We start from the raw sequence: 24174 nt of genomic DNA, 5'->3' as shown, positions 1-24174 counted from the left end.
TCGGGCCCACCTCTGGCCACGACCATCCCCATCTGCGCATACCCCGATCTTTGCTCCCCGTCTTCGCCCGCCGTCTTCGCCCCCCTCTTCGTCTCAGAAAGGACCGGCCTTGTATCGACGTGATCTGGTCCAAGGGAGCGCCACCGCCTCCCTCCTCGCTCTGCTTGCTGGCACAGGCCTACCGGCTAGCGCGCGCGCCGCCACTGTGCCGCTGCCCGCACCCGTGACGGGGCCTTTCGACGGTGCGACGGTGCGCCGCCTCGCCCAGGCGTTGGCACGTCAGGCCTATGTCGGGCCCGACACCAAGCTGCCCGGGGCCATCACCAATATGAGCTATGACAACTTCAGGGGCATTCGATATCGCGCCGACCGGGCCCTGTGGCACGACCAGTCGCTGCCCTTCCAGGTCGAGTTCTTTCCCCGCGGATTCCTCTATGAGGCCCGCGTCGATATGTTTGAAGTGGCCGATGGCCAGGCCAAGGCCGTGCCTTACAGCGCCGATATGTTCGACTATGAGAATCCGAAGATGCAGGTGGCCGGTGACATCGGCTTTTCCGGGCTGCGCATCCGTGCCCCCATCAATAGGCCGGATGTCTTTGACGAAGTCTGCGTCTTTTTGGGTGCGAGCTATTTCCGCGCTGTCGCCAAGGGCCAGGTCTACGGCCTTTCGGCGCGGGGCCTCGCGATCGGCACTGGCAACCAGAAGGAGGAATTTTCGCGCTTCCGCGCCTTCTGGTTGGAACGTCCGCAGCCCGGCGCCAGTTCCCTCGTCATCCACGCCCTGCTCGACAGCCAGAGTGTGACCGGCGCCTTTCGCTTCACCTTGCGGCCGGGCGCGGAAACCGTGTTCGACGTCGAAAGCGCCCTCTATCCGCGCGTGGACATCACCGAGCCGGGCATCGCCCCGCTCACCGGCATGTTCGATTTCGACACCAACAATCACAACAAGGTCGATGACTGGCGGCCGGCGGCGCATGATTCCGAGGGGCTGTCGATGTGGAATGGCCAGGGGCTGCAAATCTGGCGCCCGCTCAACAATCCCACGACCCTGCAGATCAGCGCCTTTACGGACGGCAATCCGCGTGGCTTCGGCCTGATGCAGCGTAAGCGGGCCTTCGCGGATTATGAGGACCTCGCCCTTCAATACGAAAAGCGGCCCAGCCTCTGGATCGAGCCGATCGGAGATTGGGAACAGGGCGTCGTCGAACTCGTGGAAATCCCCACCGCAAACGAGGTGAACGACAATATCGTGGCCTTCTGGCGGCCGAAGGACAAGCTGGCCGCGAAGGGCGAATATACCTTCACCTACCGGATGCATTGGGGCTGGGATAACCCCTTCCCGACCCCGCTCGGCCGCATCGTCGCGACGCGGATCGGCGCCACCGAGGATGGCAAGCGACGGCTCATCGTGCTCGATATCGTGGGGGATGCGGTGAAAAACCTACCCGATGACGGCAAGGTCCATGCCGACGTCAAAACCTCGCAGGGCAAAATTCAAAACGTCGTGGTGGAGCCGAACCCCGATAGCGGCGGCTGGCGGATTCTGTTTGAGCTGGCACCGGGTGACGCGAAGCTCGTCGAGTTGCAATGCATCCTGATCGGCGCGGCAGGTCCCGTGTCCGAAACCTGGCTCTACCGTTGGACGCCGTGACGGACGCCGGCTTCCGGGCCTTGCCGGATGAGGCGCCGCTCGCCATGCCCGTGCAATCCCTTTCCGAGGCGCCCCCACGCGGTGGGCGGCCCGCGAGTGAGCCGCGCGGCATCGTCTTCCGCCGGCTGTTCGTGATCGGCGGCGCGGTGGCCATGACCCTCGCCGGTGGCGAGAAGATGTATTTCGTCTTCAACAGCAACGGCCCGAGCATCCTCGGCATCCTCGTGCTGCTGCTGTTCGTCACGCTGTTTGCCTGGGTCGCCCTCGCCTTCATGAGCAGCCTGGGCGGCTTCATTGCGGCGATGAGCGGCGGCGGCTGGCGCTTCGGCATCACCCAAGACGGGCCTCTCCCCGAACTCACCGGCCACACGGCGCTGCTGATGCCGACCTATAATGAGAGCCCGGCCCGCGTCATGGCGGGGCTGGAGGCGATGGACGAATCGCTGATCGCCACCGGGCGGGGCGCGCATTTCACCACCTTCATCCTCAGTGACACCACCAATCCCGATATTTGGATCGCCGAGGAAGCCGCCTTCCTGGCGCTGCGTCAGCGCACTGGTGGGGAGACGCGCATCTTCTACCGCCGCCGCGCCAAGAATATCGAGCGCAAGGCGGGCAATATCGCGGAATGGGTGCGCCGCTTCGGCGGCGCCTATCCGCAGATGATCACGCTCGACGCCGATAGCTTGATGGACGGTGCCACCATCGTGCGCCTGGCCGCCGCGATGGAGCAGAATCCGGGTGTCGGCCTCATCCAGACCCTGCCCGTCATCGTCAATGGCGAGACACTGTTTGCCCGCATGCAGCAATTCGCAGGCCGCGTGTATGGGCCGCTGATCGCCCAGGGCATCACCTGGTGGCATGGCTCGGAGGGCAATTACTGGGGCCATAACGCCATCATCCGCACCCGCGCCTTTGCCGAACAGGCCGGTCTGCCCCATCTGCGCGGCCGCAAGCCCTTCAGCGGCCCGGTTTTGAGCCATGATTTTGTCGAAGCCGCGCTGATGCGGCGCGGCGGCTGGGCCATCCATATGATCCCCGCTCTGGGCGGCAGTTTCGAGGAAAGCCCGCCCTCCCTCACCGATGTCGCGGTCCGCGACCGCCGCTGGTGCCAGGGCAACCTCCAGCATGTCGGTGTCTTGCCGGCGTGCGGGCTGAACTGGGTGAGCCGGCTGCATTTGCTGATGGGCATCGGCAGCTACGTCACCGCGCCGCTCTGGCTGTGCTTCCTGCTCGCCGGCGTGCTGATTTCCTTGCAGTCCCGCTTCGTGCAGCCGTCCTATTTCGGGACCACGAAATCCTTGTTTCCGCGCTGGCCGCAGGTCGATCCGGTACTCGCGAAATGGGTCTTCATCGGCACCATGGCGGTACTTCTGGCACCGAAAGTCTTCGCCTATATCCTGCTGCTGTTCAACGGACCCTTGCGCCGGGGCTGCGGCGGGGCCGGCCGCGCCTTTCTCAGTCTGCTGCTCGAAACCCTGCTCGGCGCGCTGGTCGCGCCGGTGGCCATGCTCATCCAGACCTCGGGTGTGATCCAGATTCTCAGCGGCCGGGATTCCGGCTGGAACGTCCAGAATCGGGACGGCGACCATGTGCCCTTCCGCATCGTCTGGCGCCAATACTGGCGCTACATGCTGTTCGGCATCGTGCTGGCCGTCGCCGCCTATGCCGTCTCGCCCGCCTTGTTTCTGTGGATGACGCCGGTCCTGCTCGGCTTGGTGCTCGCGGTGCCGATGGAGATGATCACGGCGAGCCGCAGCATCGGCCTCGCCCTGCGGCGCCTCGGCCTGTTGCAGATCGTCGAGGAGCATCGCCCCCCGACCGTCATGCAACGCGCGACGGCGGCGCATGAAGTCTTGCGGCGCCAGCATGCGGAAAGCGGCGTTGCCCGGCTGCTCGGCAGCCGACGACTGATGGAGCACCACCGCGCGATGCTGCCGCCGCCGCGCCGGCCGGGTCACGACCCCATTGATGCACCGCTGCTGGTCGGCCTCACGAAACTTCAGGAGGCTACATCGCTCCAGGCAGCCTTGTCCGCCCTTAGCACCTCCGAGACCGCCGCCGTGCTAGGCTCGGCGGAAGGCCTAGACCGCCTGGTCGCCTTGAACGTCGATTGCCAGACCGCGCCGGCGGCCGCGTCCCGGTAAGGCGCGGCCAGCGAGCGGTGATTTGCCGCCGAACGGTCATTGGACAAGTGCTGTCTCCTCTGTCTCAACCGCAGCAAGAGCCCCCTCTTCCTTCAAGAGTCGGGAGCGCTCGCCCTTGATCGGAGTCGCAGCGTGATCACGCTTGCCACATCTGCCGCCGCATTCTGCCTTCTCGCGACTGTCGTTCACGTGCTGAGCCTGGCGATCGCGTCCATTCGCTGCCGCGAACGATCGCGCCTGCCCTCGGCGCCGATCGACGCCCCCCATGTGACCATCATCCGGCCTGTCTGCCGGGTCGATAATTTCGAACGCGAAACCTTGGCCTCCACCTTCGCGCTCGATTATCCCAATTACGAAATCCTGTTTTGCCTGGCGCGGGAGGATGACCCGGTCGGCGGCATCGTCCATAGCCTGATCGAGAGTCACAAGCAGGTTCCGGCGCGGCTGCTGATCGGCGAGGACAATCGCAGCTCCAACCCCAAGCTGAACAACGTTCTGAAGGGCTGGGACGAGGCGCGGCATAGCTGGATCATCATGGCGGACAGCAATGTCCTGATGCCACCGGACTATGTGCAGCGGCTGATGGGCCGGTGGCGGAAGGATACCGGCCTGGTCTGTTCCATGCCAATCGGCGCGCGGCCGGGCAATTTTTGGGCCGCCCTGGAATGCGCCTTCCTCAATACCTTCGAGGCGCGCTGGCAATATGTCGGTGAAACCCTGGGCTTCGGTTTCGCGCAGGGCAAAAGCATGCTGTTCCATCGTGACGTGGTCGATCGTGCGGGCGGCTTGCTGAAGGCCCTGGGCACCGAAATTGCGGAAGACGCCGCCTTTACCAAGATGGTGCATGAGGCCGGATTGCGCGTGCATCTGGTCGATACCCCCTTCCCCCAGCCGCTCGGCAAGCGGACCTTCTCCGAAGTTTGGAGCCGCCAGCGCCGCTGGGCCACGCTACGCCGCACGACCTTCCCGGTCATGTTCGCGCCCGAAATCCTCACCGGCGCCCTGTTTCCGGTGCTCGCAGGGGTTTACGTCGCCTGGGCCGAGGGCCGCAGTGAGGCTTTGGTCGTCGCCATCCTCAGCGCCATCTGGTTCGGCGGTGAGGCCATGCTGGCTTGGTCGGCCGGTTGGTATTTTTCGCCACGCATGCTGCTCGCCAGCGTAATCCGCGATATGCTGCTGCCGGCCCTGTGGGTCGAGGCATGGTTGCGCAACGATTTTGAATGGCGCGGCAATGAGATGAACATTCAACAGGTCATGGCGGAAGAACTCGATTGATGACGAAATGGCTCGCCGCGATTATGGTGCTAGGCATGGGACTGTCCCAGACCGCCCTCGCGCAAAGCCGCATCGGAAGCGTTGACACGACATTCCGGCTACTCGGCTCCAACGACCGGGTGGTGGTGGACCGTTACGATGATCCCGCCGTCGCCAATGTCTCCTGCTATGTGTCGCGCGCCGAAACCGGCGGCGTCAAAGGCAGCTTCGGCCTGGCCGAGGATCCGTCCCGCTTCTCCATCGCCTGCCGCGCCGTGGGGCCGGTGTCCTACCCCACGGGTCTGCCGAAGAAGCAGCGTGTGTTCGATGCCGCACTCTCGGTCTTCTTCAAGCATCTCGCGGTGTATCGCATGCTGGACGACGACAAGAAGGTGATCCTCTATGTCGCCATCAGCAGCCGCCTCACGGATGGCAGCCCGTTCAATTCCATTTCGGCGGTCGCGACGAGCGGGAACCCCTAGCACGCCACCAGGCTTGACAGCGGCCCCGTAAAGCGGGGCCCGCCGTTGCTCAATAATACGAGCGTCCCTATGTTGCTGCCAATGACCGTCCAACGACCGAGTCCCGAGAGCGCCACTGCAAAGCCTCCGAATGAGTCCGTGGATGCGGATATGTTCGAGCTGGCACCGGTGTCCCTTTGGTTGGAGGATTACAGCGGTCTTCACCCGCTCTTTGAGCAATTGCGGGCCGAGGGCATCGAGGATTTGGCGGCCTACTTGGCCGATGATCCAGCGCGGATCGTTGACTATTCGGCGAAGCTGCAAGTGATCAAAGTCAATCGGCGTACTCTGGAGCTTTTCGAGGCCTCAGGCTTAGACGACCTCGTCGGCAACCTCGACCGTATTTTTGGACCGGATTCGCGCGCGTCACTGATCAGCGAATTGTGCCAGCTTTGGGCGGGCAAAAACGCCTTCGCCAGCCAGACCGTCAACTACACACTCAGTGGCCGGCGTCTCGATGTACAGACGAAGGGCACGGTCTTGCCAGGCTATGAGGGCACGCTAGGTCGCGTTCTCGTGGCGGTGCAGGACATTACGGACCGCGAAGCGGTGCGCCGGCAACTGGATGCCAGCGAACGTTACGCGCGCGGTTTGTTCGAATACTCGCCGGTCTCACTCTGGGTCGAGGATTTCAGCGCCATCAAGGTTCTTCTTGATGATGTCCGCGCCAAGGGGATCACTGATTTCCGCGTCTTTCTCGATGTGCATGAGGAGTTCGTGGTGCGCTGCATGCGCGAAATCCGGATCATTTCGGTCAACCAGCACACGCTGACCCTGTTTCGCGCACCCGACCAGAAAACCCTGATGCGCCGCCTGCCCGATATCCTTCGGGACAAAATGGAGCGGCCCTTCAAGGAGCAGCTGATCGATCTGTGGGATGGCAAGCTCCTCCAGCAGCGTGAAGTCGTGAACTACACCCTGAACGGCGAAGAACTGTATCTGCATCTACAGCTGTCGATGTTGCCGGGTCATGAGGATGACTGGGCGCTCGTGCAGGTCGCATTGACCGATATCACGGCACGCAAGAAGGCCGAGGCTTATCTTGAGTTTCTGGGCAAGCACGACGAACTGACCAAGCTGTTCAATCGGTCCTTCTATGTCGATGAGTTGAACCGGCTGGAGCGCAAGGGCCCCTACCCGATCTCGATCATCATCATCGATCTCGATGGCTTGAAATCGATGAACGATCAGCTCGGCCATCTCGCGGGCGATGGCCTTCTGCGCCGGATGGGGGAGGTGCTGACGATGGCCGTCAGTGAGCCGATGCACGCCTGCCGCATCGGCGGCGATGAATTTGCGATTCTCATGCCGGAGACCGATGAGCGTGGCGGGCAGCTGATGGTCGATCAGCTTGCCGGTCTCATCGAGATCAACAACCAGTATTACTCCTCGGTGCCCTTGCGTATTTCCTTGGGCCTCGCGACCGCCGAGCCCAACGAACGCCTGGAAGCGACGATCCGTATCGCCGATGAGCGGATGTATGAAGCCAAGCGGCTTCATTATGCCGCGGCGGTGTCCGAGACGGTCGGATCCTGAGACCACGCCTTCCGCCAAACCCGCCCATAGCATTGCATCGCGGCGCCTGCGCCTCATATCCGGTCGATGAGCGACATCGAAGACCTTTGGGACTGGCGACGTCAGGTCGCAGACCTCTATGCCGATATCCGGCGCGAACCGAACCCGGAGGTCGCGTGGCGGCAATGGGTGGCGACGCGGTCCCGGCTGTTCGCGACGCATCCGCAATCGCCCATCGATGCCGAAGAGCGTGTCGACTACACCGGGCCAAAGGTCTTTCCCTATGACCCGGCCCTGCGCTTCACGGTCGGCCTAGTGCCTGCCACCGGAGGGCAAATCGCCTTGCCTGCGGGGAATGACGGCAGCGTTCTGCTGGACGTCTTTGCGACGACGGAAGGATTGCAGGCGGCTCTTGGCGGTGAACTCACGCTCTACTGGATTGGCGGCTACGGCGGCGGCGTCTTTTTGCCCTTCGCGGATGCGACCAGCGGCCGGGAAACCTACGGCGCCGGGCGCTATCTTTTGGACACCATCAAGAGCGCGGACCTCGGCGCCGCCCCGGACGGCCGGCTGATCCTGGACTTCAACTTCGCCTATGCCCCGTCCTGCGCGCATTCGCCGCGCTATATCTGCCCCCTCGCCCCGCGAGAAAACCGGCTGCCTGCCGCCATACGCGCGGGGGAATGCTGACCAAACGCGCGGTGCCTTCTCTCGCGGCGTTTTCGCCCGTATCATAGCGCCTGCCGAGGAGAGGTGGCCGAGTGGTTTAAGGCAGCGGTCTTGAAAACCGCCGTACGTGCAAGCGTACCGTGGGTTCGAATCCCACCCTCTCCGCCATTTCAGAACAGAACTGCGAACGCCGGGCGTAGCCGGCGCTACGCCCGCTCCGGCTGCAAGGGCTCTGAGCAGATCGCCCTTCGATCCCATGATACGGACTTCCTTATCCGCAACCTCGACCCGCTGGGCGAGCGCGCGGAGATGGTCACGGCGGTAGCCGCCGCCGTCGATCCGCATACGCGCCCGCGCCGTTCGGGCGAACTTGCGCACCATCTGCGGCGTGATCGCCTGCTGGCCGGAGCTTTCGAGCATGGCCTGAGCGCGCTCCGCGTCGGCTTGTGCTTGATCGTGAGTCGCCTTGAGCCCGGCGATACGGTCTTTCAGCGCCGGGTCGTCCAGATCGGCCACGCCCGATTCGATGGCGTCATACAGCCGCTTGAGCCGTAGATCGGTTTCGGCGGCGCGCTTGTTTAGTTCGGCGATGTGTTCGCGGCGACGTTCCGAGCGCTCCTGCCGGCGGTCGAGCACGGCGGCCAGCACTTCCTCAAGCCGCTCCGGTTGCAACAGCCTGTCTTCGATATGGCCGGCCACGAGGTTGTCCAGCTTCTCCATCGGGATCGAGCGGCCTTTGCAGCCGGTCTCGCCCTGCCGGGCTTTGATCGAGCAGGTGTAATAGCGATAGCGCCCGCCCTTGCCGGTGCGGAGCGTCATGGCCCCGCCGCAGTCGGCGCAAAAGCAGATGCCGGTAAGAAGGGTGGGGCCGCTGACAACGCGGGCCGGCGTCACCTTCGGGTTTCGTGACCTGAGATGCGCCTGCACAGCGTCGAAGGTTGTCTGATCGATAATCGGCGGCACGGCGACTGTGACGATCTCGCTGACCGGCTTCAACTCCTTGGCCTTGGAGCGTTTGTTGAACTCGTGCTCACCGATATAGGTGCGCCGCGTCAGGATGCGATGAACCTGCCCGATGCCCCAGCGCCCGCCGTCGCGGGTAAAGAGGCGGTGGAGGTTGAGACGGGCCGTGATGTTCTTCACGCCCATTGGGCCGGACGTGCCGTCGCCCTCCAGCGCAAGCCGATAGATCAGCCGGATCGTGTCGGCGTGCAGCGGATCGATTTCCAGCTTCTTCTTGACCTTGGCTCCGCGCTGCTCAGCCGCGACGACGCGGTAGCCAATGGGCGGCAGGGAGCCGTTCCAGAAGCCCTGACGGGCATTCTCCTTCAAGGCCCGCAGGACATGCTTGGCATTCTCTTTGGACTGGTACTCGTCGAATAGCGCCATGATCTGCCGCATCATGACGTGCATCGGATCGTCGCCCATCTCCTGGGTAATGGAGACGAGCTTGACGCCATTCTTGGCGAGCCTGCGGACGTAAAATTCAAGCTCGAAGTGGTCGCGGAAGAAGCGGCTGAACGAATGGACGATGACGACATCGAACGCCGAAGGCTTACTGGTGCCCGCCTCGATCATCCGCTGGAATTCGGGGCGGCGATCATTGGTCGCCGATGCGCCCGGCTCAACGTAGGTCTCGACGAGTTGGTAGCCCCGTAAAGCGCAATAGGCTTCGCCCTGGCGCTTCTGGTCGGGGATGGAGACATCATGCTCGGCCTGGCGCGCCGTCGAGACGCGCAAGTAAAGGGCGGCGCGTAGCGGCACGGTCATGGCAGATATCTCCCTGTCAAATCATCGGCACGGTCCGAACAGTTCATCGAAGATGTCGCCGAACCATGCCTCGAACACGCCCACCTCGGCCTCCGTGACCGGGACGCACCGGGGCCAGTCGTCGGTGACGGTCCACGTAGCAACATCATGCTTCGGCGGCCGGCCGATGCGGGGCCACGGCTCCAACTGGATGTAAAGATCGTCGGGCAGAACGCCCAGATGCGGGTATTCGCGACGGTCTTTCTGCTGTTTTTCGCGCGTTCGGGACATCCCGACAGGATCGCGCGACTCGTCAAAAACAAGAACGGCCCAATTTTACGCGACAGTACGATTCGCAACAGAGCGTAAAAATACTTGGGTGATGCGGGACTGGCGCTGCCCATAGTTGCCAAACGTAGGTTACGCGGCACTTTTTAGTGGGCGGGCGCGTTCGATTCGCTCACGCTCCTTGGGGATATGCATCGCGTCCCATAGGTCGCTGCGCCGCTGAACGTTAAGCCAGAAGTCCGGACTGTTGCCGAACACACGGGCGAGGATGAGGGCGGTTGCCGCTGTCACGTTCCTGCGATCGTTACATAGTTCGTTGACGTGCTTGCGCTGAACGCCCATCGCCTCGGCAAGTGCTGCTTGCGTCAGGCCCATCGGCTCCATGAACTCCTCAGTCAGTATCTCGCCGACCGTCGCCGGCTTACGCTTTGTTGTCAGCATGGTTTACTCCTTCACCTATAGCTGTGGTCATCCAGATAGATGTCCGCCGCTTCTCCACGCCCGCCGTCCCAACGGAAGATCAAGCGCCATTGCTGGTTGACGCGGATCGAATGGAATTCCGCCAGATTGCCGCGCAGCTTCTCGAAGTGGTTACTGGGCGGCACCCGCAAGTCCTGATCGGTCGTCGCGTCGTCGATCATCTGAAGCTTGCGGAACAGCCGGGCTTCAAGATCAGGCGGGATGTTCCGCGACCGGACATCATCCACGAAGAAGGCATGCAGCCATTCGTCCCGAAAGCCAACGATCATTCCGGCGCTCCGAACATAGCCCTATGTACCACTCCATAGGTCATTTTGCAAGCTCCTCTTTGGGGTCGGAACCGACGCCAGCCCTCTGCGTCGGCATTGGAACGTCCACGCTCCCAATCAGCCTTACTTGCTTGGAGAGCCCCCCGCTGGGCCAGTGACAGCCGGTCAAGGCTGGCGCGGCACGCGCCACCGCGCAGCGGCTTGGCCTTGACGGGATGGCGCTGGTCCGGCCTCCTCGCCACCAGCAGGCAAGGCTTTTCCGTACTTTCACAATCCGAGTCCGCGCTGCCTGCCGAAGCCCCATTCGATGCCGCCATCGTCACGATGGATGCCGCTGAGATGCTGACCGATGCGCTTTTCGAGGACGGGCTGCCAAGGGACGAGCTGGAAGCCCAATCCGTCCTCGATCATGGCGAAGCGCCCGCTGGTGAGGGTGGCGACGCCCGCCAGCCGCCCGGTCACATATTCCCCCAGCTCGCTTGGCGCATAGGACAGGCCACGCTCGGCCGCCATCTGCCGGCCAACGTGATCGACCTCTTGCCGTTCGAGCGCGGCGATGGTCTTGCGCGGGATGGTAATCGTTTGCCCGCTGTCCGTGGCGTGGCCCATCTCCACCAGCCGCTCGGCCCGTCGGTAGAGGGCATCCTTCACCTCCTGGCCGAAGCCCGCCTCGGCCAGCGGGGTCCGTTTGTCGGCGACAAGCTCCCGATCCAGCCAGGTCGCGCCGCCGCTGCCGATCTGCCGTTCAAGGTCGAGGGTCGAGAGCGTGCGGATGGCGAAGTCCTTGGGTCGTCCCGGCGCGTCATAGCCGACACCGCGCTCGGCGATGTCGGCGGGGATTTTCCAGTGATCGGCGTCGATGCGCTCCACATGGCCGGCGCGGCGAAGCGCTTCCAGACGGCGGACATGGGAGCGGATGAAGGCGTCCGGGTCGCCGTGGCGGCGTTCGATGATGTCCCGCATGGCATCCAGATGCTGGCTCGGCCGGTAGATGCCGCCATTGGCTTCCGCCATCGTGTGGATATTGAGGTCGGCGGGTCTCGGCTCGGCCTTGGTCGGGACGGGATCGAGCGAGACGATATGCCCCCGCTTGATCTCATCCAGCTTGGTCGCATCCGCCGTCTCGACATAGTGGGTGCGCCCGTCCACGCCGTCGATGACCAGGTGCAGCCGGTCGCCCATCTCGTCCCCGGCCAATCCCTTGGCGAGCACGCGCCCGACGACTGGATGGGCGATCTGCTTGCCGTGGGTGACATATTGGCTCGGACCGCGCTCGTCGGCGATACCGTGATCAGCGAGCGCCCGGTGCATGGTCTTGATGATGTCGTTGCGCTCGCCCAAAGCCTTCAGGGTCGGTTCGGCTTTCTCGGAGATGGCCCAACGTCCGGGCTCGGTTTCAGTGGCGAGGTCGTAGCGTTCCAGCTTCTTCGCCCGGTCGATGAGAAGATGGCGGTTGGCGCGGACAGTGTAGCTCTCGGCGGCATCGGGGCGAAGGTACACGACGCCCTTCTCCTGTTGCTCGGTAATGAGCATCCGGTCGAGCCGGGTCAGCCGTTCGGCATCCACCTCGGTCGCCAGCTTGCGGGCGACATCAAGCTCGGTCTGTGGCCCGAGTTCCAGCGTCACCAGTTCGCTCGCCCGGTGGCGGACGCCATGGGCGATGTAGTCGCCGGCGATGTTGAGGATGCGGCCATCGTCGAGGACGCCCCGGACGACGACATGGGTGTGGGGGTGGCCGGTGTTGTGGTGATCGACCGCAACCCAATCGAGCTTCGTGCCGAGGTCGGTTTCCATCTGCCGCATGAGGTCGCGGGTGAAGCCGCGAAGGTCGCTCATCTCGACGGAATCCTCCGGCGCAACGATGAAGCGGAACTGGTGGCGGTCCTCCCGCCCGCGCTCGATGAAGGCACGGCCATCCGCCTCGTTCTCTTGTGCCGAATAGGCGCGGCCCCTCTCGCCGTCGCGCATCACCCCGTCGCGTTGGAGGTAGCGCAGGTGGGCGTCGGCCGCCTTGCTCACCGTGCCCCGCATCTTCAGGCCGCGTGAGCCGCGCTGCGGGTTGAGCTTGACCACCCGCGCCTTGACCACCACACGGCGCGAACGAAACCGCGCGCCGTTCCCGTCGCGGCTCCATCCACCACCGTCTTTCGGAAAGGAAGCCACCACCTTCGCGCCCCGGCCGTGCGCATTGAACCGCCCGCTGCCTTCCCCTTTCCGGCTGCCCGCCGATCCCGATCCCCGGCCGATCCGATTGGGGTTGCCGCCGGCTTTGCGAACGGCCGCCTTGACCTGTTGCAGGAACGGCAGGTCGTGCGAACGGACGCGCGTCCTTTGGGTACGGGACCGCCCCGGTTTGATGCGGAAATCGTCTGCGTCATTGCCTGCCATGACAGGACGATCAGCATCGGATTCGGGATGCGCAAGACCTCGAAAGCACTCATCGTGGTGTGGCGTAAAAAGACTTGCTGTAGCGTAGAAACAGCGGGACGTGCCACGCGGCACCTTGCGAGCGCCACCCACTTTTGCATTGAAAATAAAGAGAAAAGTGCCTCAGGCGGCACCACGCACACCGTTCGGAGTGCCGCTACATCGCCGTAAAGCGGCTCAAAAACAATGTGCAGACAACCACTTACCACCGAAGGGAGCGCGGATTGAAAATCCGCTTTATCTTGCCATCACTCTTCTTTCTGCCACCCTGACCTTCACGCTATCTCCAACGCTAAGTTTTGACTGCAAAGCACCCTGAAAACAATGATGCGAATGTCGACTCAGAACTTGCAGCCAAACCACCTTGCATCTGCGTTCCCTAAACCGTCCGCCTGCCGGAAACGTGCCATCGACAAACGGATTGCATGTCAAAAAGCTCGCGGTCGCTTGGCTCTCGCCGTGTCGATCGCCGTCATGCAGAGGCACGAATGAAGCGAAACGGGGCATTGCACATCGCTCTCAGTCCGGCGTGAGTTCTGTGGTGATATGGCGCCGTGAGACTTTGCAACGCTCGTGCAATCGGGCGGATATTTGACGACGACGAACATGGGGTCCAAATGCGCGATCAGTATGCCGGCGATGTCAGCGACGTTCTCAAATTCGCGTTCCTACGCGCGCTTGCGGGCGCAGACCGGACGCTCGGCATCGCATGGTACTACGCGCCGGGAGATGACGGACGCCCGGATGGACGGCATCTCGAATGGCGCGACGAGGCGGCATGGCGTCTACTCGATGAAGAGCTTCACGCGGGGCTCACCACGCTGCCCCAACGCAGCATTGCCGCTCTGGAACAGGCGGCGATCTGGCCCGAGGGAGCACTGTTTCATCGTGAGCCGATGCCGCCGCGTTTCGCGCGGAGCGCGTGGGGGACACGGAAGCGGAGCGCTCTCGACGGGGCGGACATCGTATTTCTCGACCCGGACAATGGCGTCGGCGGAGAAACGGAGAAGCATGCGACCTTCTCGGAAATCCGGCTGCTCCGCAAACCCGAACGGGCCATCGTCTTCATCACCTTCCCGGGCCGAAGCATGACGCACGACGCGCTGCTGCGGCAGTTGCACGGGCGATTGATGGTCGAAGCAGATGCCGGGAACCTCATCACCCTGCGGACGAATGTCTCCGTGCCCCGCACAGCGGGATCGCGGTCCTACGTGCAACGCCAGCGCTGGTTTACGGTCGTCGATCCCGATGCCGAATTGACGGTCAGGGCGCAAGCTTTCGCCACGGCTCTGGCGTCCGTTCCACGAGTCCAAGCTCGGCTCGATGGTATCAAGTGAGTGTTCCGCGAGGCATACCACGCCACCAGCGGCGACCATAGAACGCCGGCTGGGTCGGTGCTAGGTTTGATCAACCGCGTGTCAAATGGAGCCGTTGGCTGCGAGGTTGAATACCCAGTGAGATAGACAGGACCGAATGAGCGCAGCAATTCTTGAACCGCAGATTTTTGATGAACTGAAAGCTGCGCTTAACCACGGCATCGCGTCCGGCGAGCTGCTGACACACTTGCAGATCGAGCAGCAAACAGCGCTCTTCCGTGAGCGCTTTGGACCAGCCGTGTTGCGCGATCTCGACGGTGAAGCCCTGCTGCGTCTGATGCACGGGCGCTTGACGGGTGAAACTCGGTGCTTGGCCTATTGGCTGGAGTTCAAGAACGATGATGATTTCTCCGGCAATCAATTTGGCGGAATTGGTGGTGGGTCAGCGCTAAAATTCGGCATCTACCAGCGCCAGAGCGACAATGCCTGGATGACGGGATCGCCGAAGGCACAGAACGTCCTATCGCTTGAGGGCGCCATAGATTTCGCTCGAAATCAGAGAGACCAATTGGTGGCCGGGGCTGAAGCATTGTCGTCACTTGACATCGGCGACACGTCGGATGAGGCATACGTTAAACTTCAAGCTGCCATGGAGAAGGCCGCCCCAAAACTGGCGCACGACGGCTGGGCTCACAAATACTGGTTCCTTATCAGCCCTGACCGCATTGATGACTACCATAGCCCCCGTTACCAGCGATTCCACCTTTTCAAGCTCTTACAGATGCCTCCCGATGAAGTCGGCATCCTGGATGGCAGTTCGCCGCGCTTCATCTGCGCTGGGCGTTTCATTGCCGCCGCGCGTGAACTTGAGGTGCCGGTCACGACACTCAACACAATCCTCAATCGGCGTGATGGTGCCTTTCACCGGTATTGGAAGGTTGGCACTACAGAAGGGAGTGACGGCGGAAGCCACTGGGCAGAAATGCGTGAGGGCGGTTTCGTGTCCATTGGTTGGTCCGAGCAAGTTCCCGATCTGTCAGAAGCAATAGGTCAGGACAAGACCACTGCAAAAAATAGAATTCGGGATTTTTTGCTTCCGGCTTACCCTTCTAACGCAGGCGTCGCGTCTAGAAAAGCTGGAGAAATACTGAACTTTTCTCAAGAAATCTCGGAGTCAGATTTAGTACTGGCGTGTGAAGGCCAAACCGTGCTGGGCGTAGGGAAAGTTCGCGGGCCTTATGAGTATGACGGCAGCCTTGGCTTCCCACACAAACGTCCTGTTGAGTGGCTTAGCCTCGACTCCTGGCGAATGCCCGACCAAGAGGGACCGCGTACCACGGTTTATGAACTTGGCAGGAGCGCAGCCAACCTGCTTGAGCTTGAGCAGCGGTTATCCCGAAGAGGGACGCTGCCTGCTGCGGTATCTGCGCCGCGTCCATTTGCTCCGGCGGCCGAAACCGCACCTATGCCGCCGCTTGATCAATTCGCTTTACGAATCGAAGCCGTCCTCCGCCGCAAAGGCCAGGTGATATTGTATGGTCCGCCGGGCACCGGGAAAACCTACCGGGCGTTGGCCGTCGCCAACGAACTTGCCGCCCGCCATGCGTTCCGGAAGAGCTTTGTCGATCTGACCACATCTGAGCGCAAGACGGTCGTCGATGGCGACGGTCTCGTGCGTGTCTGTACCTTTCATCCTGGGTGGGGTTACGAGGATTTCATCGAGGGTCTACGGCCGACGACGATAAATGGCCGGATGGTTTTCGAGCCGCGCGACGGTATATTCAAACGTCTCTGTGCCGATGCGTCCAAGCAATCGAACCAGCATTTTTTTCTTGTCGTGGATGAAATTAACCGTGGCGACCTACCACGCATCTTTGGGGAACTACTTACGGCGATCGAATACGATAAACGGGATCGACAGATCATATTGCCGGTCACCGGGGCAGTCTTTGCTGTGCCAAAAAACGTGTTCATCATTGGCACGATGAACACGGCGGATCGGTCCATTTCTATAATGGATACCGCACTTCGGCGGCGGTTTGGTTTCGTCGAATTAATGCCAGAAAGCAATTTACTGGCTGGACGGAAAGCGGGGGGGTTACTGCTTGGTGCTTGGCTGGACGCGCTGAACACAAGACTTCGCCTCCACCTGAAACGGGACGCACGCAACCTTCAGATTGGTCACGCCTATTTAATGCCACCGCAGCCCATCACTTCGGTAGCAGAGTTTTCGCGCATTCTACGCGACGACATAATCCCCTTGCTCGAAGAATATTGTTATGATGATTTTGGTATGCTCAGAGACATACTTGGCGGTGAACTGGTCGATGCGGAGGTTGGTCGTATTAGAGAAGAGATATTTGGTACCAATCGGGAAGGAGATCTAATTCAGGCTGTGTCATTCGAGGAAATGCAGCCACTTTTACTTGATCAGGAGCCGGCCGATAGCACTTTGGCGGGCGAGCCGTCTGATACCCCTGTCGACGACAACGAGGGTGAGGATGACTCCGCACCCTGACGGTCCGGCCCCTTTCGTCGTCGAACTAACAGAATGGGACCAAGTCGGCCCTGCACAGGACGCGCGCTTGAGGGGCTGTTCTCTAGCGGGCGACATGGCGTCGCGCCGACTGGCCGAGGCGCTGCGTGGACGATTGGACATCCGCGAGGGATACGACGGACTTGAAATCACCAGCACATCATTCGTCGGCCGTGTGGACGTGGGGCCGCTTCGCATTGCGATTGGGCCCAAGCTGCCTGCGATGCCGCTCGCTCGACTGCTCCGCTACGCTTATGGGTTGCGCGATGTCACGGCGGTGGAGGAGACGAGGTCTCCGACCACCCGGCACGGTTTACACGATTTGCTGATTTCGTTGCTCGCAGCGGAGGTGGAGGAACTACTACACCGGGGTCTGGCGCGTCGCTACATCCCATTATCGGAGAATCTGGAGAGCCCGCGCGGCCACATCCTGATAGATCAAATGATCCGCCAAGGCGGCGTGCGGGAGGCGCGGCTTCCCTGCAGACATTTCGAACGTCGAGCTGACTGGCATTTGAATCAGGTATTGCGCGCCGGCCTTGAGGTTGGGGCGCGACTTGCTGAGGACAGGAACCTACGACGGCGTGCGCATCAACTTTCGTCGATGTTTGGGGATGTCGAGCGCTTGGTGAGCCTCGGCGCTGATGATATCGACCGAGCGGATCGTGGCCTAACCCGCTTGACCGCATCCTGTGGGCCAGCGCTGACGATCATCCGGCTACTGCATGACGCCCTGGGTATCGCCTTCGATTCGGGACAACCGCCGAGCCGGACGCCCGGTTTTCTGTTCGATATGAACGTCTTCTTCCAACGTCTGCTCTCCCGCTTTCTGCACGATAATCTTGCCGGTGCGCGGATCGCGGACGAACCAGCGATTCGCAACTTGTTTGCCTATGCGCCTGACGCCAATCCGAGGCAGCGCCGTGCGCCGGCACCGCGGCCGGATTACGCTCTATTCTACGACAAAGAGTTGCACGGCTTCCTGGACGCAAAATATCGCGACGTTTGGGAAAGGAGCCTCCCAGCCGAATGGCTGTATCAACTTTCAATTTATGCACTTGCCTCGCCAAGCGAAGTTAGCGTGCTGCTGTATGCCTCAATGTCTGCGGAAGCACGTGACGAGCGCGTTGAGGTTCGTCAGCCTGTAACATGGTCCAACAAGCGGCCGGCTTCGGTCGTCTTGCGTCCGGTCTCGCTATCCTACCTCGCTGAACTTCTCGACCCTGATCGAGCGAGGAGTCTGGCCGACGAGCGGCGACGGTTAGCAGACCAACTGGTAGTGCCCAGTACTCGTAATTACGACATGCTGGCAGCCTGACGATTGTGTCTCATTGGCTTACGCGCTTAGGTGCGTTCATAGGGCTATGGCGTAGACGTAGTGCTCATCATCATTGGGCATGGCCCGCCACAGCCTGCTGTCAGGACACCAGGCTGGTATCCCCGTCCGCGAGCGCGATTTCGCTGATCCGCAAGCCGGTCTTGGTGATGCGTGACGGGAAGACGTCCGCAACCTCCTGATCATGCGGGGGAACGACGCGCTTGTAGTCGCCGCCGACGGCACCCATCATCGCGTCTGTCGCGAACAGGAGATTCTCCTGGCTGCACATGGCAAGACCGAGCGGCACATAGCCAGGGTCGGCCGGATCGGTGCCCCGGAGATTGTCGTAGCTATAGGCCAGATCCCCGGCCATGACCCAGGCATCGGCGCTGTCGCGCTTGCCATCATTGCGGATCGTCAGGAATTGCGAGCCCCAGGTGTGGCTGTCTGCGGCCAGACGGAGATCGATGCCGGGAAGGATATCGTCCCTGTCGCCGTCGATGGAAACGAGACGGCCCTGGCGCGCGAGATCGACGATCCGCGCGATGTCACCAGGATCGGTCGCGGCCTGAAGCCAACGGAATTTGCGATCGAGCGCGAGCGCCCAGATCCATTTGGAAAGCTCCCGCTCCTGCAAATAGAAGGTCGCGTTCGGGAAGGCGTCGGTATTTCCAGCGTGGTCGAAATGCGCATGCGTCAGGAAGACATGCTCGACATCCGATGGCTTCACCCCGGCCTCGGCCAAAACCACATCGGCGGGCTGCCAGCCATGAACGTCGAACTTCTCCGCCAGGACTTGCCCATACTCCTTGTGATTGTACCCAACATCGACCATGGCGAGCGTGCCTCGGCCTTTGATGAGGACATAGCCATACGGCATCTTTCGGGTGCCCTGGTTATGCGCCCCATAGACCATCACGCTGACCGGCGCGGTCGGCATGAAGGCATATTCCATGATCCAGATCGAATAGTCAGCCATTGGTGGTCTCCCGTGGTTGTCTGTGCGCCGCGCAGCAGGATTGGTTGAACGCCACGACTTCGAAGCCCGGCAGGGCGCCGGCGGCGAAATGAAGGTGCCGTAAGCCTTCACGCAGCAGGGTCAGCGCCCGCTCGTCTTGCCCCTCGTGCAGATGCAGCGCGGCTTCCCGGCAGGCCGCATCCAGCGCATCGGAGCAGGCGCGGAGATGGAGGCGATGATGCGCCCCGCCCCGCCCCGGGCGCAGAGCGCCGATCCTATCGCGCGCCTCTGCTTGCGCTGTTTGGGCGAGGGCAAAGACCGGATTGTCCTGCGCGCTGCGCCCGCCGGCCGCCGCCAGAACCAGTAGCGCCGCGAGTTGGCCGGATGCCGCGCGCAGCAAATCAAAAGCCGGCCGCGCAGCGAGGACATAGGCAAGCGTCGCATCGTCCAGCCCCGTCTCGCCCTCGGGGGTCCACAGGTCCGGCGGCGCCACGGGCGCACAGAATAGCGGGATATCAGGTCGCCGCTCCTCGACCCGCCGAAGCGATTGTCGCGTCAGATCGATATTGCTCATGCCGCCGTCTCAGGCATCGGCCTCAAAGCCGCCACCGTCGATGACAACGACTTGGCCGGTGATGAAAAACGCGCTGTGCTGCGAAGGGTAAAGCACCAGCTGCAACTGCCGCGTTTGATCTTTGATTTGATGCATTCAAACGATACCTTGGATTTTTGAATTTTTTATTGTCGATATCTTGCCGTCATGCTCGGCGACGTTAGCCGTCAGCGGCCAAACGCGCGGGCAATCGCGAATTTACCAGCGGGCAGCACGCCTATTCCATTCTGTGTCCATCCCACCCTGCCGCGTTTTATTGTTCACGAGCGGCCGCTTTGTTCGTCCAGCTATAGAAGGGCGTCGACGCAGGCGCCAGCGCCCAGGCTGCTCCATTGCGGCATCATTGGTCTAGCCGGTGTCGCAATCTGCCAATGACAAAGTCACCCCGTCTCCCGTAATCGTGAGCGACGACACGCTCTCTGGCGTGTAGACTTCACGTCGCATCAGGTCGGCTCCTGTAACGCCGTCCGGCTCCAAGGGAGGCGCGGCATGGCGGTCATACAAAATCCGGTCCTGTGGCTGTGGGACCAAATCAGGCTGTCATACGGTACGGTCGGTTCGGCCCAAGGCGATGGCTACCTCCCCCAGACCAAGACCGAAAGTGCAGCGCCGGTCGTTCGGCACATCGGCACCGCCGACGTGTGGGAAGCCCTTCGGGCCGGGTTGCGGGACTTCGCGGCTATTCGCACCGACGTTATTTTCCTCTGCATCATCTATCCGGTCGTGGGCCTCGTGCTCGCCGGCCTTTCCTTCGGCGAGGGTCTGCAATGGCTGTTTCCCTTGGCCGGCGGATTGGCCTTGGTCGGGCCAATTGCCGCCATAGGCATGAACGAAATGAGCCGTCGGAGGGAGCACGGCTTAACGGTGAGATGGCCGGATGCCCTGAGCGTCGTACGCTCCCCATCGATCGGGGCGATTTTCGCCCTCGCGTTTATTCTGGTGATCGTCTTCCTGATCTGGCAACTCGTGGCTGCCGCGATCTATAGCGGCACGATCGGCGCTCTGGCGCCAGCATCCATCGGCGCGTTCCTGCACACCCTGTTGTTCACGGGCGCAGGCTGGGAACTGATTACCATCGGCGTTAGCGCAGGCTTCGTCTTTGCCCTCGTCGTTCTCTCGATCAGCGTCATCTCGTTTCCGGTGCTGCTCGACCGCCATGTGCATGTCATGACGGCGATGCGAACCTCGATCCGGGCCATGACGACAAACCCTGTGCCAATGGCGCTGTGGGCTGGCATCATCACCGTCGGGCTGGTCCTTGGCTCAATTCCCTTGTTCGTGGGCCTGGCGGTGGTCATGCCTGTTCTGGGTCATGCCAGTTGGCATCTCTACCGCAAGGTCGTGGCACAGTAAGGGAAAGCGGAGCATGACCACGCCGATCCTGCTCTAGGCTGCCGAGGCGACGGCCCGACGCACGATGGTGCGATCCTGAGCGCGGGCGCCCCCGGTCACGGTTGCAGGCTCACGCACGATATAGCCCCTGCCCCATACGGTGGAGATGATGTTCGGTGCGCCCGCAATCTGGAGCTTCTTGCGAAGCTTGCAGATGAAGACATCGATGATCTTGATGTCTGGCTCATCATTGCCGCCATAGAGATGATTGAGGAACGATTCTTTGGCGATGATGCTGCCGCCCGCAGCAGCAGCAGTTCCAGGATGCGATATTCCTTTTCGGTCAGATGCACGTCCTGATCGCTGACTGCGACGGTATTGGAATCCATGTCGAGCACGATGGGCCCGATGGAAAGCTTGGCATGGCTGAGACCCTTGGAGCGGCGGACCAAGGCCTGGACCCGGGCCGTCAACTCCGTCTCATCAAAGGGCCTGGCGAGGAAGTCATCGGCGCCGAGCGAGAAGGCCTTCACCTTCGCCTGCGGGCGCGTGAGACTCGATAAGACCAGCACCGGAACGTTGATGGACGCCCAGCGCAACCGACGGATGACCTCGTAGCCATCGGTATCAGGCAGCATCAGGTCGAGGATCATCAGGTCGTAATCGTAGCGTTTGGCGAGTTGCAGCGCCTCCTCGCCCGAATCGACGTGTTCGATGACGGCGCCGGAGGATTTGAGCGCAATCTGCACCGCATTGGCCGCATGTTGGTCGTGATCGACGAGGAGGACACGCATGAGATACACCCCTAGGTTGCATAAGATGTGCTACCAGAACGTGTGCGAGTCAATAATACTTATGACCTCGCAATAATTTTCCCGTGGAATTTTCATGATTGCGAAGAGCGTTGAATTGGCTGACGGAGCGAAGCGACTCAGACTGAGCTTCGATCTTTCGCAATCAACTTTTTGTGAGGCCGATGTTGGCTGCGATGTAACGCATGCCAAGCTGGCTTCGTACAACGGGAACCGTGGTGGGCGCAACAGGGATTGAACCTGTGACCCCTACCGTGTCAAGGTAGTGCTCTCCCGCTGAGCTATGCGCCCACGGTCCCGAAGGCGCACTTCCTAGCCGCTGATCCGGGGCTCTGCAAGAGGCAGCGCCGCGTCTCAGCCACCAGAAAAAATCCTCAATTCAAGTCGGCCGGTCCACCGATCCAGCCATGGCGGAAACTGATCCAGCCGCTGTTGATCACGCCGATCAAGACCAGCCAGACGATGACCGCCACGATGGTCGTGATCACCACAGTCCGCAGCACGAAGGGCCGCGTCGGCGTGCCCCGCCAGCCGGACACGGGATCCGCCTCACTGGTCGGGTGGTTCATGAAGGGCAGCACGGCGAACAAAAGGGTCCACCACACCAGCACAAACAGAACCAGCCCGGTGAACCATGCCATGGTGTCGCGATCCGATTAGCTGGCGATACGCATCAAATGCACATCGACCAGCGGGCGCTTCTGCATCCGCCGCCCCACGGCACGCCGGAGGGAGGCACGGGCCGATTCGGCGAGGGCGACATCATCCCGGCGAAGCGGCGCCGGCAGATCGGCGACCGAGGAGGTGAATTCCGCGATCATGCGCGCGGTCTCAGGATCCTCGGGGTCGAACAGGCCCGGCGCGCTGATCTGCGCCGCGCCGCGAATCCGGCCCGTCTCATCCACCACCAGGCTGCCAATGACGATGCCGTTGAACATCATCCGCCGGCGCGCGGCGAGCACCCCGCCGGTCATCGGCACCAGGCGGTTGCCATCCACCGCCAGCCTGCCGACCGGCGCGCTGTCGATGATGCGCGGGGTGCCGGGGGCGAGGCGCAGGATATCGCCGTCCTCCAGCATCAGTGGCGTGGCGCCGGCATCCTTCGCGAGTCCCGCATGGGCCGCGAGATGGCGCCATTCGCCATGCACCGGCACGGCGAAGGTCGGCCGCACGAGTGCGTAGATCTGGCGCAGCTCGTCCCGCGCCGGATGGCCGGAGACATGGACCATATGGTCGTTATCGGTCATCAGATGCACGCCGCGTCGGGCCAGATTGTCCTGCACCGTGTTGATCGCGCGCTCATTGCCGGGAATGACGCGGCTGGAGAAGATCACCGTGTCGCCCTCACCCAGGGCGATGCGCGGATGCGAATCGGCCGCCACGCGGGACATGGCACTCCGCGCCTCACCCTGGCTGCCCGACAGAATCAGCAGCAGGTTGTCGTCCGGAATGTCGGAAGCCGCATCCTCATTGAGGAAGGGCGGCACATCGGCGAGGTAGCCGCATTCGCGGGCCGCCGCCTCGATATTGCGCAGGCTCCGCCCAGCAATGGCCACATGGCGGCCGACTGCCTTGGCAGCGAGGGCGATGCTCTCCACCCGCGCGACATTGCTGGCGAAGCAGGTGACGGCGATGCGCCCGCTCAGGTTGCGCATCAACGCCGGCAAGGCGCGCCGCACCTCAGCCTCGGAACCCGAATGACCTTCGACCAAAGCATTGGTCGAGTCGCAGACCATGGCCAGGATGCCGGCATCGCCGTAGCGCTTCAGGGTCGCCTCATCCGTCACCGGCCCCACGACGGGGTCAGGGTCGATCTTCCAGTCGCCGCTATGCATGACGACGCCATAGGGCGTGGTGATGGCCAAAGCCTGCGCTTCCGGCACCGAATGGGCCACGGCGATGAACTGGATCTGATAGGGCCCAAGCTCGATCGAGCCGCCGGGGGCGACGACATGCAACGGCACTTCACCGAGCAGGCCGGCCTCATGCAGCTTCCGCCGCAGCACCGCCGCCGTGAAGGGCGTTGCATAGACGGGGCAGCGCAACTGGCGCCACAGCCAGGCGACCGCGCCGAGATGATCTTCATGCGCGTGGGTGATGACCAAGCCGAGCAGCTTGTCGCGCCGTTCGGCGATGAAGACCGGGTCCGGCACCATCACATCGACTTCGGGATGCTCGGGGCCGCCGAAGCCGAGACCGCAATCCACGGCCAGCCAATGTCCATTACAGCGGTAGAGATTCAAATTCATGCCGATCTCGCCCGTCCCCCCGAGTGGGAGGAAAGCCAGATCGTCGTCAGTGCTTGTCATAAAAGCCCGT

The 24174-nt window shown here is 62.2% G+C and carries 21 protein-coding genes, 2 tRNA genes and 2 pseudogenes; 12 read left to right on the top strand and 13 right to left on the bottom strand.

Annotated features, from left to right (window positions below):
* Positions 1–109: 109 nt before the first annotated feature.
* The 8 genes from QP803_RS08165 (at position 110) to QP803_RS08130 (ending at position 8312) form a co-directional block, all read left to right on the top strand.
* Positions 110–1651: an OpgD/OpgG family glucan biosynthesis protein gene (locus QP803_RS08165; protein ID WP_284947273.1), complete on the top strand. Its 1542-nt coding sequence runs from the start codon at positions 110–112 to the stop codon at positions 1649–1651.
* Positions 1588–3798 carry a glucans biosynthesis glucosyltransferase MdoH gene (gene mdoH, locus QP803_RS08160; RefSeq protein ID WP_284947272.1) on the top strand — a complete coding sequence of 737 codons (2211 nt, stop codon included), beginning with the start codon at positions 1588–1590 and terminating at the stop codon, positions 3796–3798. Before QP803_RS08165 ends, mdoH begins: the two co-directional genes overlap by 64 nt.
* Positions 3799–3930: 132 nt before the next feature.
* Positions 3931–5073: a ceramide glucosyltransferase gene (locus QP803_RS08155; RefSeq protein WP_284947271.1), complete on the top strand. Its 1143-nt coding sequence runs from the start codon at positions 3931–3933 to the stop codon at positions 5071–5073.
* Positions 5073–5534: a CreA family protein gene (locus QP803_RS08150; RefSeq protein ID WP_284947270.1), complete on the top strand. Its 462-nt coding sequence runs from the start codon at positions 5073–5075 to the stop codon at positions 5532–5534. The genes QP803_RS08155 and QP803_RS08150 overlap by 1 nt, the downstream gene beginning before the upstream one ends.
* Positions 5535–5684: 150 nt before the next feature.
* The gene (locus tag QP803_RS08145) at positions 5685–7109 is read left to right on the top strand and encodes a sensor domain-containing diguanylate cyclase (protein WP_284947269.1); all 1425 of its coding nucleotides are present in this window, start codon (positions 5685–5687) and stop codon (positions 7107–7109) included.
* A gap of 66 nt (positions 7110–7175) precedes the next feature.
* A complete protein-coding gene (locus QP803_RS08140; RefSeq protein ID WP_284947268.1) occupies positions 7176–7778 on the top strand; it encodes a DUF1684 domain-containing protein in 603 nt (200 codons plus the stop codon).
* Positions 7779–7835: 57 nt separating this feature from the next.
* Positions 7836–7925 (top strand) — tRNA-Ser (locus QP803_RS08135).
* A 141-nt stretch (positions 7926–8066) separates the two neighbouring features.
* Positions 8067–8312 carry a hypothetical protein gene (locus tag QP803_RS08130; RefSeq protein WP_284947267.1) on the top strand — a complete coding sequence of 82 codons (246 nt, stop codon included), beginning with the start codon at positions 8067–8069 and terminating at the stop codon, positions 8310–8312.
* Between the two features lie 141 nt (positions 8313–8453).
* Here the strand turns inward: QP803_RS08130 and QP803_RS08125 are convergent.
* The 5 genes and pseudogenes from QP803_RS08125 to QP803_RS08105 all read right to left on the bottom strand — a co-directional run.
* Positions 8454–9527 (bottom strand): annotated as a pseudogene (locus tag QP803_RS08125) (recombinase family protein); the annotation flags it as partial.
* Positions 9528–9548: 21 nt separating this feature from the next.
* Positions 9549–9797 carry a hypothetical protein gene (locus QP803_RS08120; RefSeq protein WP_284947266.1) on the bottom strand — a complete coding sequence of 83 codons (249 nt, stop codon included), beginning with the start codon at positions 9795–9797 and terminating at the stop codon, positions 9549–9551.
* 129 nt (positions 9798–9926) lie between these two features.
* Positions 9927–10235 (bottom strand): HigA family addiction module antitoxin, encoded by a 309-nt coding sequence (locus QP803_RS08115; RefSeq protein WP_284947265.1) that lies wholly within the window; start codon positions 10233–10235, stop codon positions 9927–9929.
* Between the two features lie 11 nt (positions 10236–10246).
* Positions 10247–10543 carry a type II toxin-antitoxin system RelE/ParE family toxin gene (locus tag QP803_RS08110; protein ID WP_284947264.1) on the bottom strand — a complete coding sequence of 99 codons (297 nt, stop codon included), beginning with the start codon at positions 10541–10543 and terminating at the stop codon, positions 10247–10249.
* A 267-nt stretch (positions 10544–10810) separates the two neighbouring features.
* Positions 10811–12931, bottom strand: coding sequence for a DUF3363 domain-containing protein (locus tag QP803_RS08105; protein ID WP_284947263.1), 2121 nt, complete (start codon positions 12929–12931; stop codon positions 10811–10813).
* A gap of 656 nt (positions 12932–13587) precedes the next feature.
* Between QP803_RS08105 and QP803_RS08100 the strand changes: the two genes are divergently transcribed.
* The 3 genes from QP803_RS08100 (at position 13588) to QP803_RS08090 (ending at position 18140) form a co-directional block, all read left to right on the top strand.
* Positions 13588–14307 (top strand): hypothetical protein, encoded by a 720-nt coding sequence (locus tag QP803_RS08100; protein WP_284947262.1) that lies wholly within the window; start codon positions 13588–13590, stop codon positions 14305–14307.
* A gap of 136 nt (positions 14308–14443) precedes the next feature.
* On the top strand, positions 14444–16804 hold the full coding sequence (locus tag QP803_RS08095) for a DUF8426 domain-containing protein (protein ID WP_284947261.1): 2361 nt from the start codon (positions 14444–14446) through the stop codon (positions 16802–16804).
* A gap of 94 nt (positions 16805–16898) precedes the next feature.
* A complete protein-coding gene (locus QP803_RS08090; protein WP_284947260.1) occupies positions 16899–18140 on the top strand; it encodes an McrC family protein in 1242 nt (413 codons plus the stop codon).
* Positions 18141–18240: 100 nt separating this feature from the next.
* Here QP803_RS08090 and QP803_RS08085 read toward each other — a convergent pair whose 3' ends face one another.
* The 3 genes from QP803_RS08085 to QP803_RS08075 are packed head-to-tail and all read right to left on the bottom strand — an operon-like array spanning position 18241 to position 19807.
* Positions 18241–19119 carry an N-acyl homoserine lactonase family protein gene (locus QP803_RS08085; RefSeq protein ID WP_284947259.1) on the bottom strand — a complete coding sequence of 293 codons (879 nt, stop codon included), beginning with the start codon at positions 19117–19119 and terminating at the stop codon, positions 18241–18243.
* Positions 19112–19672: a hypothetical protein gene (locus QP803_RS08080; RefSeq protein ID WP_284947258.1), complete on the bottom strand. Its 561-nt coding sequence runs from the start codon at positions 19670–19672 to the stop codon at positions 19112–19114. Before QP803_RS08080 ends, QP803_RS08085 begins: the two co-directional genes overlap by 8 nt.
* A 9-nt stretch (positions 19673–19681) precedes the next feature.
* Positions 19682–19807: a hypothetical protein gene (locus QP803_RS08075; protein WP_284947257.1), complete on the bottom strand. Its 126-nt coding sequence runs from the start codon at positions 19805–19807 to the stop codon at positions 19682–19684.
* 393 nt (positions 19808–20200) lie between these two features.
* Between QP803_RS08075 and QP803_RS08070 the strand changes: the two genes are divergently transcribed.
* Complete coding sequence (locus QP803_RS08070) at positions 20201–21064, top strand: DUF2189 domain-containing protein (RefSeq protein WP_284947256.1); 864 nt, start codon at positions 20201–20203, stop codon at positions 21062–21064.
* A 33-nt stretch (positions 21065–21097) separates the two neighbouring features.
* Here QP803_RS08070 and QP803_RS24260 read toward each other — a convergent pair whose 3' ends face one another.
* The 5 genes and pseudogenes from QP803_RS24260 to QP803_RS08050 form a co-directional block, all read right to left on the bottom strand.
* On the bottom strand, positions 21098–21334 hold the full coding sequence (locus tag QP803_RS24260) for a winged helix-turn-helix domain-containing protein (protein ID WP_350356091.1): 237 nt from the start codon (positions 21332–21334) through the stop codon (positions 21098–21100).
* A gap of 224 nt (positions 21335–21558) precedes the next feature.
* Positions 21559–21837 (bottom strand): annotated as a pseudogene (locus QP803_RS24255) (response regulator); the annotation flags it as partial.
* Positions 21838–22071: 234 nt separating this feature from the next.
* Positions 22072–22146: transfer RNA gene (locus QP803_RS08060), tRNA-Val, on the bottom strand.
* An 83-nt stretch (positions 22147–22229) separates the two neighbouring features.
* Positions 22230–22496: a DUF1467 family protein gene (locus tag QP803_RS08055; protein ID WP_284947255.1), complete on the bottom strand. Its 267-nt coding sequence runs from the start codon at positions 22494–22496 to the stop codon at positions 22230–22232.
* 15 nt (positions 22497–22511) lie between these two features.
* Positions 22512–24164, bottom strand: coding sequence for a ribonuclease J (locus QP803_RS08050; RefSeq protein ID WP_284947254.1), 1653 nt, complete (start codon positions 24162–24164; stop codon positions 22512–22514).
* Positions 24165–24174: the final 10 nt, after the last annotated feature.

Origin of the sequence: Acidisoma sp. PAMC 29798 (genome assembly GCF_030252425.1) — a bacterium.
Classification (GTDB): domain Bacteria; phylum Pseudomonadota; class Alphaproteobacteria; order Acetobacterales; family Acetobacteraceae; genus Acidisoma; species Acidisoma cladoniae.
The sequence above is the reverse complement of the archived record's forward strand: the minus strand, read 5'-3'. Positions and strand labels throughout refer to the sequence as shown.